Raw genomic sequence first — 16,144 nt, forward strand, 5'->3', positions numbered from 1 at the left:
GGAATGCGCCAGGTCTGCAATACGCGGTACGGTTTCATCCGCTATGCGTGGCCCAATGCCGGGTCTCTGTTATTCTAATAGCGCATTAAACTTCGCCAGCCACTGCGGATGCGCGGGCCAGGCGGGAGCCGTCACCAGGTTGCCGTCAACATGGGCCTGATCGATGCCGATAGCGGCGTAGTGTCCCCCGCTGAGACGTACTTCAGGCGCGCAGGCCGGGTAGGCGCTACAGGTTCGTCCTCTCAGGATGCCCGCGGCAGCAAGCAGCTGTGGTCCGTGGCACACCGCAGCAATCGGCTTACGCGCGGCGTCAAATGCCTGCACCAGCTTTAACACGTCCTCATTTAGCCGCAGATACTCGGGCGCTCTCCCACCGGGGATGAGCAGCGCGTCGTAGTCCTGCTCCTTAACGGCGGAAAAATCGGCGTTGAGGGTAAAGCGGTGACCGGGCTTTTCGCTATAGGTCTGGGCACCGTCAAAGTCATGGATTGCCGTCATGATGTAATCGCCCTTCGGTTTGTCGGGGCAGACCGCATCCACCTGATGGCCAATCATCTGCAAAGCCTGAAAAGGCACCATGGTTTCGTAATCTTCGGCGTAATCGCCAACCAGCATCAGGATCTTCTTGCTCATCTTTCCTCACCTCTATCAATAAAGATGATTAAGATATAGCCTGGCGTGGCTGAATTGCCGGAAATAAAAAAGCCCGTCAGAGCACGGGCAACATAAGCAAATGAATAAGTGATTCGTTATCAACGTTGTTGGAGGATAACGCCGCGTATTTTACGCGGCTGTAAGGGAAGCAGATACCTGACATATTCGGTAGGTGAAACAAGCGATTAAACGTGCGTTACGGTGCGTCGAAGGTCGGGTAAAGGCTATTTTCAAGAAACTCGACGAGATACCAGATCTCACCGCTAAAAATAAACCAGAAGCCAAATATAATAAGGAGTAAAATAATTAAGGTGAGTATTATTTCTGTTTTTCCCATTGCGGCTTTTACCCACCTGACGCTAATTCATTCGAGGTGGGCATTGTAGCGGGGCTTTTCCGGATACTCCAGTTTCATGCAGCAAGGACTTTATTGCGTCCGTCATTTTTAGCGCGATACAGCGCATCGTCCACACGCTTAAACAGCTCGTCAATACTTTCACCCTGATTGTGCCGCGCTACGCCGATGCTGACGGTGAACCGCGGCAAGCCTGTAATCGTAATGCGGGCAACGGCCGCGCGGACTGACTCGGCAATCTGCAACGCGGTGTCGAGAGAGGTGCGCGGCAGCAGGATAACGAACTCTTCGCCACCCCAGCGGAACACCATGTCGCCCTCCCGACTACAGGCTTCCAGCGTCCGGGAAAGGGCGATAAGCACCTCATCACCTTTCAGATGGCCGAACAGGTCATTAATGTTTTTGAAATGGTCGGTATCCACCAGCAGCAGGCTAAATTGCTGCTGCGCAGGAAGTTTATTCAGGTTGCTTTGATCGGTAATTGCGTAGAACTGGCGCCGGTTGAGTAGTCCCGTCATGGAGTCACGCAACGCCGCATGTTCCAGCTCCTGCTCCAGCCTTTTTTGCTCGGTGATATCGTGGATGATGCACAGCATCAGCTTGTCGCCGTAAATCTCAATGGGCCCGGCATACGTCTGAACGTGGCGGGTGGTTCCATCGGCAAGGCGGTGAACAAAATTGAGCGGCTTATGACCGCCGGGCAGCGCGGCAATTGCAGTCATAATGGGCATCACATCTCGCCCTAGCGTATTGATTTCCCAGGTATGCTTACTGCACATATCATCATGTGAATAACCATAAAAATTGAGCGCGGCCAGATTCGCATCGACGATTTGACCGTCGCGGGCCGGATCGATTAGCAGCATCGGGGCGCTGTTGGTCAGAAAAAAGCGCGCATAAAAACCCTGTTTTTTCCGCCGGTAGGTGGCGGAACGGCTGGCCTTCAATCCTGAGAGTATTGGTTGGGAGATGCCCTCGAAAACAATCACATCTCCCCAGGGCGCGTAGTGGGCAAGCGAGAGGCGACAGCTTAACGGCGTATCCTGTCCATCCCGGTTCGTTGTCCAGATTTCGACGATCTCCTGCTCTGTTTTCAGTTCAGATACATACATCGACAGGACGGTTTGCGCACTGGCTGAATAAATCCCTTTTCGCAGGTCATTGAGCGTTTTATCACCCATGATCTGCTTTGCTGCCACATTCGCAAAAACGATCTTTTCCGACACGGGTGAAACGAGCCACACGGGTGTTTTAATTACATTCAACGCATCAAAACAAGGTTGCGACATAGGCGTTTCCTGTTCATCGACAACATGTGCCTGACAATCATGACAGAATTGACTCGCGTGCACTCCTTTGAAACATACTCCACTTAACCCCGTCAGGCATGATTTTTTTGAGAAATAAATGCGGGATCCGTTTGAATTTTATTAATGGGTATAATCTGTTTGTCTGAGTTTATCTGCAGCAGTAGCCACGGTACCTGTTCGGCAGGTAAGGGCCGGGAGAAAAGATATCCCTGCAGGTAATCGCAGCCGAGACGGGTGAGAACCACCTGCTGTTCTTCCGTTTCTATCCCTTCTGCCACCACATTCATCTCCATGGTCCGGGCGATACTGATAATAGTTTCAACCAGCTTGTAGCTTTTTTCATTTTCCAGCATCGACGTGACAAAGCTTCTGTCGATCTTGAGTTCTTTTGCCGGAAGCACGCTCAGCATCAGAAGGTTGGAATAGCCCGTTCCAAAATCATCAATCGAGACAACGATCCCCGCGTGATTAAACGCGTTGAGCAACTCAATGCTGCGGTCGAGATTTTTAAGCGCGGTGCTTTCCGTTACCTCCAGGATCAGCCGGGACGGAGACAGGCTATATTTTTCCAGCATCGACGAGATGATCTGGAAAATGTCCGGCTGTTCAAACTGGATGGGGGATAGGTTGAGCGACAGCGTCCACTGGCTGAAACCTTGTTCAGTCCAGAAATGAAGCTGTCGGCATGCCGCTTCAATGGCCCAGTTACCTACCGGAATAATTAAGCCCGTCTGTTCCAGCGTGGGGATAAACAGATTAGGTAGCACAACGCCTTGCTCAGGATGCCGCCAGCGCAGAAGGGCTTCAAAACCGTGAATGGTTTTTTCTCCCGCATGCCAGGTTGGCTGGTACCACAGTTCAAACTGATCGCGTTCAAGCGCCTGAGAGAGCTCCTGCAGGAAACCGGGTTTCGCCGGGATCGCCGTTGACATCTCGGCACGGTAAATCGCCCAGCCGTTGCGGCCATCTTCCTTGACGCGATGTAAGGCTGCATCCGCCTTGAGCTTCAGCTCATGCAGCGTTTCGCCATCCTGCGGATAGAGGCTGACGCCTGCGCTGATCGTCGTGCTTAACGTATGCCCGCAGACAGACAGAGGGCGTCGCACATCCTCGAGCAACGCGGTGAGCAGGGCGTTGAGCCTGTCGTCGTCACATTCCGGCACCAGCAGGATAAAGGCGTCGCCACCCAGCCTTGCCAGGGTCATCTCACGCGTGAGCCGGGCCGTGATGCGCTGCGCGACCGTGATCAATAGCTCATCACCGACGCTGTGACCCCACGTATCGTTAACGCGTTTGAAGAGATCGACGTTCAGGAAAATCACCGCAAATGGTTTCTTGCTCAGCAGCGCGCTGCGCAGACAATCCTGCATGCGGAGATCCATCTGGTGGCGATTTGCGAGCCCGGTGAGCGCGTCAAACCGCGCCTGTAGCTCAAGCTGGCGGTTGAGCTGATGCAGATTATCCGTCAGCCGGCTGGTGCGCCGGTGGGAATCGATAAGTGAGATGATTAACATCACCCCGAGCAGGCAGAGCGTGGTGACCGAAACCCAGATGGATAACCCCAGCTCGCCGATCCCGCCCGGGAGGGTATGCGCCATTTCCTGAAACTGCGCGGCACTCATGCCGGTATAGTGCATCGCACAAATCGCGGCAGCCATGACGAAAGCCGCGATAATGCGATCGATAAAAACGCCTTTGCGTTTATCCCGCAGACGAAAAGCCAGCCACAGCGCCGTGCCGGAGGCAACAACGGCAATAACCACGGACAACCCCAAGAGGCGGCTATCCCAGATGATGCTGCCATCCAGCATCAGGGCCGCCATACCGATGTAGTGCATCGACACCACGCCAGCGCTCAGGATCGCCGTGGCAAAGATCAGTCGAAAGGGAGAAAGTTTTTTGCCCGCGACGGCAATATTAAGTGCCGTGGCCGATGCAACCACCGCGACGCCCAGTGACGCAAGGGTTAACCAGAGGTCGTAGCTCATCATCATGGGCATTTGCATCGACAGCATGCCGATAAAGTGCATCGACCAAATGCCAATGCCCAGCGTGACCCCACCGGCAATGCGCCAGAACAGGGCAGCCTTTCGGCTGGAGAGGGGGATCTTGCCGGCGCTATCCAGCGCCACAAAGGAGGCGATAAACGCCACCAGATAAGAGATAGCGATTAACACAGGGTCCCACGATATATTGAGCATTATGCAATCCCACGCCTGAGAGGGTTACCGATTTCGCCTGCCGGGTACATCTTTATCGGGCAACGAACATGCACATTCAAACCATATTAGTTATTTATCGTGAAAAATGACCAGTCATATTAATACTCTAAAACTTATTAAGAATATAAAATATATTCTCTTGTTAATATATTAAGCATTGCTAAACAAGAACGAATAACAGTAGCAAAGCTCCTTAAATATGAAGGCGATCGTGTCGCCTCACCGCGGTCGATACTATCGCTTAAGATGGCGGGAGACCAGTATCACAGCATGCTGAGCAGAACATTTTCACTAATACGCTCTTTTTATCTGACTTAAGACAAATCTCAGGATGCTAACGGCGAAACAAAAAACAAGCGTTGTTTGCGATGAAAAACTTCCGGGCCAATGCTATAAGTCTAAGTGCCGACCAAAATATAAAACGTGGGTATTATCATGCTAAAAAATATTAGTGTAAGGACCTTTATTATCGGGTTCCTTTTCTCTCTTTTTTTGGTAAGTGCAGGTGTCGTTGTTCTATTTTCCAGCAATACGTCTCTCTTTATTTCGCTTAATGTCATCAATTTCGTTGCGCTATTTTTGCTCTGGGTCTATATGACGAAGTATCTTGTGACGCCGATCAATACGGTGAAGAAAAGTATTGAAGAGGTAACCGCAGGCAACCTTGGCGTCTCTATCCCTGAATTTGGCAATAACTGCGCGGGCAGACTCATTCCCGGAATAAACAGCCTTTCCGGCAATATTGCGACGCTGGTGCGTGAGATCAGGGCATCATCACAAACCGCCATGACCTTATCGGATCAACTCTCGGCACGTAGCGCTCAGCTATCGGTGAAAACCGAGCAGCAGTCAGCGTCTTTGGTGCAAACCGCAGCCAGCATGGAGCAAATGGCCGCGAGCACCAAAAACAATGCCGATAACACCCGCCTGGCGAGCGAGCAGGCAAATGTGGCGACGTTACAGGCGCGCAAGGGTGGCGAGCTGATGGGGCAGGTCGCCAGCAATATGCAGTCCATTACCGAATGCGCGCAGCAGATGACGGAGATTATTTCGCTCATTGACGGCATTGCGTTCCAGACGAATATTCTGGCGCTCAACGCGGCCGTTGAGGCGGCAAGGGCGGGCGATCATGGCAAGGGGTTTTCTGTCGTCGCGGAAGAGGTAAGAAACCTGGCGCACCGCAGCGCGGAGGCCGCGAAGAATATCAAAACGCTGATTGAAGTTACCAGCAGTAACGTCACGCAGGGAGCCAGCGTTGTGTCGCAGGCAGAGAAAAACATGCATGAAATCGTGACGGGGTCGGGGAATGTCAGCCGCTTAATGGACGAAATTTCCGCATCTACGTCAGAGCAGGAGAAAGGCATTTCTCAGATTACCCTGGCGCTATCGGAGCTGGAGCGGGTCACGCAAAGTAACGTGGCAATGGCAGAGGAACTCAACGGTTCGTCTGATGTACTGCGTAATCAGGTGATTGAGCTGCAGACCCGAACGCGTAATTTCAGGCTCGATCGGTCATCCTTGTCCTCATCACCTGGCGGCTCGCCATCCTTCCTCCAGCGGCCAGAGCACTCGCTCTGACAGCACCTCAAAGCCTGGCATGCCAGGCTTTTTTTACGCCTCCGCCTGGTATGTACAATTCCTGAGCGATTTCAGCGCGATGGGATACATAGTTGTTGCTTAACCCCTGATGAAAGCTAGACTGACACCGAAAGAGCTAAAAAGGTGGAGGCGCTGTGGAAAGCATTAAAGGATCTGAACTTAACGTTCCAGACGCAGTTTTTGCGTGGGTGCTGGATGGTCGCGGCGGTGCGCGACCGCTGGAAGATAATGATGTGATCGATAGTGCGCATCCCTGCTGGCTACATCTGAACTACACCCACCCGGACAGCGCTGACTGGCTTGCTTCGACTCCGCTCTTGCCCAATAACGTGCGCGATGCGCTGGCGGGTGAAAGCCTGCGGCCCCGCGTGAGTCGAATGGGTGACGGGACGCTGATCACCCTGCGCTGCATTAACGGCAGCACGGATGAACGCCCGGATCAGCTGGTTGCGATGCGGGTATACATGGACGACGGGCTCATTGTGTCGACCCGCCAGCGAAAGGTTCTGGCGCTGGATGACATCGTCAACGATCTGAAAGAGGGCACCGGGCCTGTCGACTGCGGCAGCTGGCTGGTGGACGTCTGTGACGCGCTGACCGATCATGCGAGTGAATTTATTGAAGAACTGCACGACAAAATCATCGACCTGGAAGATAACCTGCTCGATCAGCAGATCCCGCCCCGCGGTTTTCTGGCCTTATTGCGTAAGCAGTTGATTGTGATGCGCCGCTACATGACGCCGCAGCGCGACGTTTACGCGCGTCTTGCCAGCGAAAGGCTCACGTGGATGAATGACGATCAGCGACGCAGAATGCAGGATATTGCCGACAGGTTGGGGCGCGGGCTGGACGAGATTGATTCCTGTATTGCCAGAACGGCGGTGATGGCGGACGAAATCGCGCAGGTGATGCAGGAGTCGCTGGCGAGAAGAACCTATACGATGTCCCTGATGGCGATGGTGTTTTTACCCAGCACGTTTCTTACCGGGCTGTTTGGCGTGAACCTGGGGGGAATTCCGGGTGGTGCTTATCGCTACGGCTTTACCGCCTTTTGCGTGATGTTAGTTGTTTTGATTGGTGGTGTTGCATGGTGGTTGCATCGTAGTAAATGGCTGTAAATTTACGCTTTTTTCAGCTTTCAACGGGATCAAAACGCTCTTTTAATTGAGCGAAGTCAATAAACATCTACCCCGTAAGGTGCAATATGACTCCCGCAGGTGAATGCAACGTCAAGCGATGGGCGTTGCGCTCCATATTGTCTTACTTCCTTTTTTGAATTACTGCATAGCACAATTGATTCGTACGACGCCGACTTCATAGTCGGCTTTTTTTTGCCTCCTGATTCTCAGCGTCTACCCTAAAAGGGACGACAGCAAATTCTGGAGGGAATGATGAGCATCCTGAACGCTCTGCTACTGCAACAATCGCGTCAATCCGATCCCGTCCCCACCGATCCGGTGCCAATGCCCGATCCCATCCCGCGTCCGCAGCCGATGCCCGACCCGCCGCCAGATCAAGAACCGATTAAATTGTCGCATCGAACCGCGAGATCTGCGAGGATACGCGCCATCTGACCGCAAAGATGACCACGAGAGACTACTGTGACCGCTTTTTCTACCCTGAATGTTCTGCCCGCCGCCCAACTCGATAACCTCAACGAGTTGGGTTACCTCACGATGACGCCTGTTCAGGCGGCCGCGTTGCCCGCCATCCTTGAGGGCCGTGACGTGCGCGTGCAGGCGAAAACGGGCAGCGGGAAAACGGCGGCATTTGGCCTTGGCCTGTTGCAGCATATCGATGTGGCGCTATTTCAGACCCAGTCTCTGGTACTGTGCCCGACCCGCGAACTGGCAGACCAGGTCGCGGGTGAACTGCGTCGCCTGGCGCGTTTCCTGCCCAACACCAAGATTTTAACCCTCTGCGGCGGACAGCCGTTCGGCGCGCAGCGTGATTCACTCCAGCATGCGCCGCACATCATTGTCGCAACGCCCGGCCGCCTGCTGGATCACCTGCAAAAAGGCACCGTCTCGCTGGATGCGTTACAAACGCTGGTGATGGATGAGGCAGACAGGATGCTGGATATGGGCTTCAGCGATGCGATTGACGAGGTGATCCGTTTCGCCCCGGCCGATCGTCAGACGCTGCTGTTTTCCGCAACCTGGCCGGAGGCCATCGCTGCCATCAGCGGGCGCGTGCAGAAAAATCCGCTCACTATTGAAATCGACAGCGTAGATGCGTTGCCCGCTATCGAACAGCAGTTCTTTGAAACCTCTCAGCAGGGGAAGATCCCTCTCCTGCAGAAACTGCTGAGCCAGCATCAGCCTGCGTCCTGCGTGGTGTTCTGTAATACCAAAAAAGACTGTCAGTCGGTCTGTGATGCCCTGAATGCCGCCGGCCAGAGCGCATTGTCGCTGCATGGCGATCTGGAACAGCGCGATCGCGATCAAACGCTGGTCCGTTTCGCTAACGGCAGCGCCCGCGTTCTTGTTGCAACCGACGTCGCTGCGCGCGGTCTGGACATTAAATCCCTTGAGCTGGTGGTGAACTATGAGCTGGCGTGGGACCCTGAAGTGCACGTGCACCGTATTGGTCGTACCGCGCGCGCGGGAAACAGCGGTCTGGCGATCAGCTTCTGCGCACCGGAAGAGGCGCAGCGCGCCAATATTCTCTCTGAGATGCTGCAGATTAAGCTGAACTGGATGAATGCACCGGCCAGCGTCAGCCTTGTGCCGCTGGAGGCTGAAATGGCGACGCTGTGCATTGATGGTGGTAAAAAAGCCAAGATGCGTCCAGGTGACGTATTAGGGGCGCTGACCGGGGACGTGGGTCTGGACGGGGCGGATATCGGCAAGATTGCGGTCCATCCGGCGCATGTCTACGTAGCGGTTCGCCAGGCGGTTGCCCATAAGGCATGGAAGCAGCTGCAAAACGGGAAAATTAAGGGTAAAACCTGTCGCGTACGTCTGCTGAAATAACGAATGGAGCGTCTCAGAAGGTCCTTCTGAGACGCTAATCGCTTACTTCACTTCAAGCACGTTCAGACGCAGCTCTTCAAACTGATTGTCATCTTCTTCCGGCTGCCAGCCCGCTGGCTGCATGGGAATATCTTCCCGATCAAACGCCAGGTCCCCGCCGTTCACAACTTCTGACTCGTGGTTGATGCCCTTAAAGTCGAACAGCTCTACATCCGCGAGATGGGAAGGGACAACGTTCTGCATCGCGCTGAACATGGTTTCGATACGACCCGGATAACGCTTATCCCAGTCGCGCAGCATGTCGCCAATCACCTGACGCTGCAGGTTCGGCTGAGAGCCGCACAGGTTACATGGAATGATCGGGAAACCTTTAGCCTGAGAAAAACGCTCAATGTCTTTTTCGCGGCAGTAGGCGAGAGGGCGGATCACAATGTGCTTGCCGTCATCGCTCATCAGTTTAGGCGGCATGCCTTTCATCTTGCCGCCGTAGAACATATTGAGGAACAGCGTTTGCAGGATATCGTCGCGGTGATGGCCCAGCGCAATTTTGGTCGCGCCCAGCTCCGTCGCGGTACGATACAGAATGCCGCGGCGCAGACGAGAACAGAGTGAGCAGGTGGTTTTCCCTTCCGGGATTTTCTCTTTCACAATGCCGTAGGTATTTTCTTCGACGATTTTATACTCAACGCCCAGCTTCTCGAGGTATTCCGGCAGAATGTGCTCCGGGAAGCCCGGCTGTTTCTGGTCAAGGTTGACCGCCACCAGGGAAAATTTCACCGGTGCGCTTTGCTGAAGATTACGCAGGATCTCCAGCATGGTATAGCTGTCTTTACCCCCTGACAGGCAGACCATGATGCGGTCGCCTTCTTCAATCATGTTGAAGTCTGCAATGGCTTCGCCCACGTTACGGCGCAGTCGCTTTTGCAGTTTATTCAGGTTGTATTGTTCTTTTTTGTTAATTTCTTGATTCTGTTGCATTAAGTACTACCTTCGGAGCCAGCAGGGGCAAACATTGTATGCCGCGTATGGTACGGATTCCGGCGACGAATACCAGCACGTTTTACAGCGGGGTTAAATATGGAACCCTATAACGATTCACATCATGCAGGCTTAAGGGTGAGGGCTAGTGATGCCGGGGTGATGCGTTATATCGACAAGGGAAGCTTTAAAAAGCCTGAAAAACCTGGGGGGGCATCAGAAGGGTGCAGGCTCGCTGGGATAAGTATCACTTTTATCTCAGCTTACAGCACCTCAACCAATTCAAACTCTTCCGCGATCAGTTCCATATCTTCAGAAAAATGGCCTTCGCGGAAGAAAAATCGCTGATGCTCTTTCTGCCAGTATTCAAGGCTTAAATCACCTTCACCCTCTTTGCGAGCGAACTCCTCATTAACATCGCAAAAACGCACCAGCCGCATTGAAACCAGCCGGATCACACAGACTGGGACATTCTGGCCATCAAGGATTATGTTGTAGCTCCCCATCCGCGGAGCAGACATATCCTGCGCGTACGAGGCAAAAGATCCGCAGGTGGCCGTTTTGATTCCTTTTTTAATCAGGTCCGCAAGCACGCTGGCCAGTTCCGGGCCATCACCTATTTGCCAGGCCACTGCGCCTGGGTATTTCATTTGTAATTCCTCAACCTTTACCATACCAATCCTTTCTTAACCCTTGATTAAAACAGTTTTAGTATAAACTCTGTCGTTACAGGAAGTGTAGTCGGCTTTTCCAACACCTTTGTTCACGGGTGGGCATGAAAACAAAGCGTTACGCATATTGGCTGAGTAAATATAACCTTATGGGGTTATTTGTGTGGTGAATCTGTTGTCTGCAGCCAGGCGCGTGACGTTGTATAACGAAGAAAAGTCAGCGGAACAGAACCGATACCACGCTTTTTCTGTAACTTTTATATTTCTGACGCCTGACATGGTATTTCTTTCTTTATCAACCATGCTTAAGACGATGACAATTCAATCACTTCAGCATCATCGAAGCGGCAACTTCACTCTGGTCGAGAATCCTCAATGCGCCGTATATCGATTTATTTAGCTGTAGCCACGACAATTTTTATGCTGGGCGTTTTTATTATCAATTTACAGGTCTGGTATTCTGCACGGGCAGACAGTCTGGCAGGGGCGCGCTACGTCGTCAGGAATATGAATGTTATTCTTAAGGAAGCCCGCGATGCAGCCCGGATAGCGATGCAACTTGCTGAAAATGAATGCGATGCTGAAGGACAATATCGGCTCGGCACCGAAGCTGCGTTACAGCCACACCTGAGAACGATCGTTATTCTGAAAAAAGATGCGGTCTGGTGCTCTTCGCTGCCGGGAAACCGCGTATTGTTGGTTAACGGCTCAGCGCTGCCTGAAACAACATTGCTGCTCGTTCCAGCGAAAAGTACGGTCAACGGCCTGCCGGTTCTTTTATACCAGACACAGCATGCCGGAAGCCGAATCATGGTGAGCATCAGTGACAGCCATATCCGGGATGCGCTGAATATGCCATTACGTGGCGTGGCGTATTCACTGCAGGTCGGCAATCGTAGCTTAGGCCAATCCGGCGATGTGATGACGCCAGCCCATGCAAACAAAGATGTACTCAGGGTAAAAGACGCTGATTATCCTTTCGCGATTCAATTTAACACTCCGCCTTTTTTTAGCCTGACGAGATTATTCGACCAGGCCGGTGGAGTGCTGTTATTTCTGCTGCTCATTTCCTCTCTTCCTGCTTATCTTCTGCAGCGATATTTCTCTAAGGATATTTCGCCTGAGGAATCGCTGCGTATTGCCATCTACAGAAATGAAATTATTCCCTACTACCAACCCGTAGTAAGCGGTAAAGAGGGAACGTTGCGTGGGGTAGAAGTGCTGGCCAGATGGAAACACCCGAAGTCAGGGTTTATCTCTCCCGCGTCATTTATTCCTCTCGCTGAGAAATCGGGTTTAATCATTCCCTTAACCCAGAGCTTAATGCGTCAGGTTGCATCGCATATGAATTCGATTTCTACCTTGTTACCCGAAGGGTTCCATGTCGGTATTAACTTCAGCGCGTCTCATATTGTTGCCTCCACTTTTGTTGAAGAGTGTCTCCACTACAAACGTAGCTTTATTCAACAGGATCTTAACCTTGTCATTGAAGTGACCGAGCGAGAACCCCTCCATGTCGATGAACATCTCGTTAAGACCCTGAATGCGCTCCACGAGATTGGTTTTGCTATTGCACTGGATGATTTTGGAACCGGCTATTCTGGTCTGTCTTACCTGCAGGATTTGCACATTGATTACATCAAAATCGACCAAAGCTTTGTTGCCAGGGTTAATGCCAGTGCGGACTCAACCGTTATACTGGATTCGGTACTGGAGCTGGCAAAAAAATTGTCAATCAGTATTGTGGCAGAAGGCGTTGAAACACCAGAGCAGCTGAATTATCTCACGCGTAACCACATCAATTTTTTACAAGGTTTTTACTTCTTCAAACCCACACCGTTTAAGGAACTGGTGAAAGTTCTTTTGTCGAAGCCAAAAGTTAAGGTGAAAGTAGAGTGAGGTTTATCACATCGTATAAAAGGGGGGCAACATCTTGTGTTTAAATAACAGAGACAATCTTTCATTTAAGAGACAGGCGTAAGAGAGGGTATACTGCGCCCTCGGCAACCGCTTCACAACCCAGTAACCCGTACTATGACCCTCAATCGCTTTTGTTATTCACTTCTGATTTTCGCTGCAATAGCTAGCCTTGTTACCTCGCATCCGCTGATCATCTGGTTTCTGCTGATTAACGCCCTGACGACAGGCATGTATGGCGCCGATAAAATGGCGGCGCGTAAAGGTTTGCGCAGGGTGCCGGAAGTCACGCTGCTGGTGTTTGGCGCGACAGGCGGCTGGCCTGGTGCCATTGTGGGCCAACAGCTCTTTCGTCATAAAACTCAAAAGCAGCCCTTCAAAACCTACTTTGTTATCAGCATTTTCGTCAGCATCGTCGTAATGGCGACGGCTTACCATTTCTCTTCTTTTGCTTCCTGACGAGCGCAGGGAGAAACAGATGAAGTGCTTGTTGACATCAAGTTAACTTGAGCTTTTAAGATGCCTCCACGCGCTGATAAAGGAGTAACATCTTAAAATGAAAGATATCGATGTTGGTTTTACCCACGTTGCGTTTATGGTCAGGGATCTGGAAAGGAGTATCGCTTTCTACCGTCGCTACGCCAATATGGACGTCATCCACCTGCGTGAACCCGGTATTCCCGATGCCCGAAAGGTGGCATGGTTAAGCGACCATACCCGTCCTTTCGCTCTTGTGCTGGTGCAGGCCGACCATGTGACTGATACGCCGCTGGGCAACTTTGGTCATCTGGGGATTGCCTGCGCCACGCGTGAAGAACTCGACAGGAAAACGGAGATGGCAATCGCTGAAGGGGTGTTAAGAAAAGCACCGGAGGAGTTGGGCGATCCCGTCGGTTACTATGTATTTTTTGCCGACCCTGACGGCAACACATTAGAACTGTCATTCGGGCAGCGGGTTGGGCTTGAGGCAATCCGGACGGCTCATACGGAAAAATGAAGATAACGGGTGATATGAGAAAAAAGATGGAAGACAGGTTGCCGTTTCAAACCCCCCGGTTACGACTACGTCCTCTGGCATCTGCCGATTTATCGCAGCTTGTAAGCTACCGTAACCAGCCTGAAGTTGCCCGTTTTCAGAGCTGGGAGCGGTTTACGACGCGGGATGCAGAGAAATTACATGCTCAGCAGATCCTTCTTGAGTTTAACAGCGATGATACGTGGTATCAGATTATTGTTGAACGGCAAACGGACGGGGCAGTGGCGGGTGATATTGGTGTTCATTTTTTTGATGAGGGCAGGCAGGCTGAACTGGGTATGACCTTTGATATGAAATATCAAAAGCAGGGTTATGCCCGGGAAGCACTCAATGCCGTTATCACGCTGCTATTTACGCATTACGCAAAGCATCGGCTCATCTCCGTTGTGGATATACGAAATACGCCTGCTGTAAATCTGCTGGAAAAACTCCACTTTCGACGAGAAGCTCATTATCGGCAGAATGTCTTTTTTAAGGGAGAGTGGGGGGATGAATATCTTTATGCATTGCTGAGAGAGGAGTATCTCCAGCCTTAACGCCTCGTCACCATCAGACGCCAGCACTGCTAATAGTAGTAGGTCTATTCTCAATGGCTTGCTGTTTTTTGCACAATCTGAATAATAAATGCACCAACAAGGAAGACAACATCCCATGAGAATTCAAACTATTACACTGGCGGCGCTGGCGTTTATTTCTGCGCCTTCCTGGTCCGCTTTTCAGGAGCGCGAATACAATACATGGTATATAAAAAATGCCGTTCTTTATGATATGACGCAGACCTCAGAAGGTTTCCCCGTCATGGTGAGTATTTCTCAACCGGCCCGGCGTTCGGCCAATCTGCTGGTGTCCTACATATCCCCTGGACAATGTGGTGCGAACCGGCAAGAGCTTAACGTCAATGGCAAGGTGCTTCCTGCACAATATCACTGTGTTCAGGTGGGAGGGTACAGAATTGAGCATTTTTCAGTACTGGACGCTGACAGCGTTAATAGTATGGTGACACATTTGAAATCCGATTTTACCGTGCTGCTTCAAAATGATATCAAGGTTTGGGCGGCAAACATTAAGAAACCCATATATGGGCTGACGCCGAGATTTTAAATGCTAAAATCCCGTCTTGCGACGGTTTTTTTAGGTGAAAAAATCATTGCCTTAATAATAATTCCCGTATTTTTTTATTCAAAAAAAATGACAAGTGGTTTTATTTATTTACGCATTAACATTTCTGTACGCTAAATGATACGGAATATCACCAAATAACTTTGCTGAATGTTATTTTTAATATGGCTAAAGCTTAACTCCAGACTTACGCTTGCTAACGGATTTTGGTTGTCCAACACATCTTTATTGGTAAGGAGCAGAAAATGTCACAACGTAATAATCTGGATTTGCTAAGCCGTAAAGAAGGAATGTGTTTGTTAGAGCAAAGCATGGGTTTTGTCTGGCAGGCAGCACTTCGGGCTGTCGCGGTATTAGGCGTTGCAGATCTACTGGCTGAAGAAAAGAAATCCGTTAAGCAGCTGGCGAAGGAGCTTAATGTCGATGGCGATTATCTTCATCGAATCATGCGTTTATTGTCTTCGCGTGGGGTGTTCAACGAAGTATCCGAAGCGGAATACGGTCTTAGCCATTCAGCACAATTCCTGCGTTCCGATCATGAATTTTCCTTGCGTGCGGCGGTGCTCATGCTGACAGACCAAACATTCTGGCAGCCAGCGGCCAGAATGGATGAAATATTGCAAGGTAAACCCGTTTTTAACGAATTGTTTGGCAAGCCTTTTTACGATTACTGGCAGCATGACGACACGGCGACGGGCAGCAATATTTTTCACGCCGGTATGGCCTCTATGTCATCCGTAGAGAATGAAGCGATTACTGATAGCTATTTGTTCCCTGAAAACGCTGTCGTTGCCGATATCGCCGGTGGGCTGGGTAATTTATTACTGGCCGTTTTACGTCGAAATCCGACCTTAACAGGGATCCTGTTTGATCAAAAAGACGTGCTTGCGCGCAATCGACTGTCACTATTGAATGATAATCGCCGATGGCAGACGGTAGAGGGTAGCTTTTTTGAAGCCTGTCCTGCAGCGGACATTTATCTGCTTAAGTATATCCTCATGGACTGGCCTGATGAGAAGGCGGTACAGATACTTCAGTGCTGCAGAAATGCAATGAAAGAGAACTCCCGCTTATTAATTTTTGAACCGCTTATTAAAAAAGAAAATAATGAGCAGGGACGATTTGAAATTGACCTTCTTCTGTTAACAAGCTTTGATGGCGGGCGGGCAAGAACAGAGCCTGAGTATCAGGTCTTGTTTGAACAGACCAATCTGAAGCTGAACAAAATAATAGATACCCGTTCCTATCTGTCGATTTTAGAGGTCATACCTGTCTGAACTTGTCCGTCATTCCGTTTTACCATATTCC

At 51.1% G+C, this 16,144-nt stretch carries 16 protein-coding genes and 1 pseudogene; 10 read left to right on the plus strand and 7 right to left on the minus strand.

Annotated features, from left to right (window positions below; all coding sequences use genetic code 11):
* Nucleotides 1–69: 69 nt before the first annotated feature.
* From ACOTZB_RS00775 to ACOTZB_RS00790, 4 genes are all read right to left on the minus strand, one after another.
* Nucleotides 70–633: a DJ-1/PfpI family protein gene (locus ACOTZB_RS00775; RefSeq protein WP_421626231.1), complete on the minus strand. Its 564-nt coding sequence runs from the start codon at nt 631–633 to the stop codon at nt 70–72.
* Between the two features lie 217 nt (nt 634–850).
* Nucleotides 851–991, minus strand: coding sequence for an Ecr family regulatory small membrane protein (locus tag ACOTZB_RS00780; protein WP_021240268.1), 141 nt, complete (start codon nt 989–991; stop codon nt 851–853).
* A 74-nt stretch (nt 992–1,065) separates the two neighbouring features.
* On the minus strand, nt 1,066–2,298 hold the full coding sequence (locus tag ACOTZB_RS00785; RefSeq protein ID WP_421626232.1) for a sensor domain-containing diguanylate cyclase: 1,233 nt from the start codon (nt 2,296–2,298) through the stop codon (nt 1,066–1,068).
* Between the two features lie 92 nt (nt 2,299–2,390).
* Nucleotides 2,391–4,520, minus strand: coding sequence for a putative bifunctional diguanylate cyclase/phosphodiesterase (locus ACOTZB_RS00790; protein ID WP_421626233.1), 2,130 nt, complete (start codon nt 4,518–4,520; stop codon nt 2,391–2,393).
* A gap of 456 nt (nt 4,521–4,976) precedes the next feature.
* Here ACOTZB_RS00790 and ACOTZB_RS00795 point away from each other — a divergent pair, with 456 nt between their 5' ends.
* The 4 genes from ACOTZB_RS00795 (at nt 4,977) to dbpA (ending at nt 9,115) form a co-directional block, all read left to right on the plus strand.
* Nucleotides 4,977–6,119: a methyl-accepting chemotaxis protein gene (locus ACOTZB_RS00795; RefSeq protein WP_421626234.1), complete on the plus strand. Its 1,143-nt coding sequence runs from the start codon at nt 4,977–4,979 to the stop codon at nt 6,117–6,119.
* A gap of 155 nt (nt 6,120–6,274) precedes the next feature.
* Nucleotides 6,275–7,258: a zinc transporter ZntB gene (gene zntB / locus ACOTZB_RS00800; RefSeq protein WP_421626235.1), complete on the plus strand. Its 984-nt coding sequence runs from the start codon at nt 6,275–6,277 to the stop codon at nt 7,256–7,258.
* Nucleotides 7,259–7,531: 273 nt separating this feature from the next.
* Entirely contained in the window at nt 7,532–7,714 is a 183-nt protein-coding gene (locus ACOTZB_RS00805; RefSeq protein ID WP_071786533.1) for a hypothetical protein, read from the plus strand.
* A gap of 27 nt (nt 7,715–7,741) precedes the next feature.
* Nucleotides 7,742–9,115, plus strand: a complete 1,374-nt coding sequence (gene dbpA, locus ACOTZB_RS00810) for an ATP-dependent RNA helicase DbpA (RefSeq protein WP_421626236.1) — start codon at nt 7,742–7,744, stop codon at nt 9,113–9,115.
* A 42-nt stretch (nt 9,116–9,157) separates the two neighbouring features.
* Here the strand turns inward: dbpA and ttcA are convergent, their stop codons facing one another.
* The 3 genes and pseudogenes from ttcA to ACOTZB_RS00825 form a co-directional block, all read right to left on the minus strand.
* On the minus strand, nt 9,158–10,093 hold the full coding sequence (ttcA, locus tag ACOTZB_RS00815) for a tRNA 2-thiocytidine(32) synthetase TtcA (protein ID WP_033145703.1): 936 nt from the start codon (nt 10,091–10,093) through the stop codon (nt 9,158–9,160).
* Nucleotides 10,094–10,128: 35 nt separating this feature from the next.
* A pseudogene (locus ACOTZB_RS00820) lies at nt 10,129–10,200 on the minus strand (hypothetical protein); the annotation flags it as partial.
* Between the two features lie 156 nt (nt 10,201–10,356).
* The gene (locus ACOTZB_RS00825) at nt 10,357–10,767 is read right to left on the minus strand and encodes an ASCH domain-containing protein (RefSeq protein ID WP_421626237.1); all 411 of its coding nucleotides are present in this window, start codon (nt 10,765–10,767) and stop codon (nt 10,357–10,359) included.
* Between the two features lie 372 nt (nt 10,768–11,139).
* Between ACOTZB_RS00825 and ACOTZB_RS00830 the strand changes: the two genes are divergently transcribed.
* The 6 genes from ACOTZB_RS00830 to ACOTZB_RS00855 all read left to right on the plus strand — a co-directional run bounded on the left by ACOTZB_RS00830 (nt 11,140) and on the right by ACOTZB_RS00855 (nt 16,113).
* The gene (locus ACOTZB_RS00830) at nt 11,140–12,663 is read left to right on the plus strand and encodes an EAL domain-containing protein (RefSeq protein WP_421626238.1); all 1,524 of its coding nucleotides are present in this window, start codon (nt 11,140–11,142) and stop codon (nt 12,661–12,663) included.
* 135 nt (nt 12,664–12,798) lie between these two features.
* Nucleotides 12,799–13,140, plus strand: a complete 342-nt coding sequence (locus ACOTZB_RS00835; RefSeq protein ID WP_421626239.1) for a DUF1294 domain-containing protein — start codon at nt 12,799–12,801, stop codon at nt 13,138–13,140.
* A 97-nt stretch (nt 13,141–13,237) separates the two neighbouring features.
* A complete protein-coding gene (locus ACOTZB_RS00840; protein ID WP_421626240.1) occupies nt 13,238–13,678 on the plus strand; it encodes a VOC family protein in 441 nt (146 codons plus the stop codon).
* Nucleotides 13,675–14,253: a GNAT family N-acetyltransferase gene (locus tag ACOTZB_RS00845; RefSeq protein ID WP_421626241.1), complete on the plus strand. Its 579-nt coding sequence runs from the start codon at nt 13,675–13,677 to the stop codon at nt 14,251–14,253. Before ACOTZB_RS00840 ends, ACOTZB_RS00845 begins: the two co-directional genes overlap by 4 nt.
* A gap of 115 nt (nt 14,254–14,368) precedes the next feature.
* Nucleotides 14,369–14,818 carry a hypothetical protein gene (locus tag ACOTZB_RS00850; RefSeq protein ID WP_421626242.1) on the plus strand — a complete coding sequence of 150 codons (450 nt, stop codon included), beginning with the start codon at nt 14,369–14,371 and terminating at the stop codon, nt 14,816–14,818.
* A gap of 263 nt (nt 14,819–15,081) precedes the next feature.
* Nucleotides 15,082–16,113, plus strand: coding sequence for a methyltransferase (locus ACOTZB_RS00855; RefSeq protein ID WP_421626243.1), 1,032 nt, complete (start codon nt 15,082–15,084; stop codon nt 16,111–16,113).
* Nucleotides 16,114–16,144 lie beyond the last annotated feature (31 nt).

Source organism: Enterobacter cloacae complex sp. SHL020 (assembly GCF_049236945.1).
In the GTDB taxonomy this organism is placed as follows: domain Bacteria; phylum Pseudomonadota; class Gammaproteobacteria; order Enterobacterales; family Enterobacteriaceae; genus Enterobacter; species Enterobacter dykesii.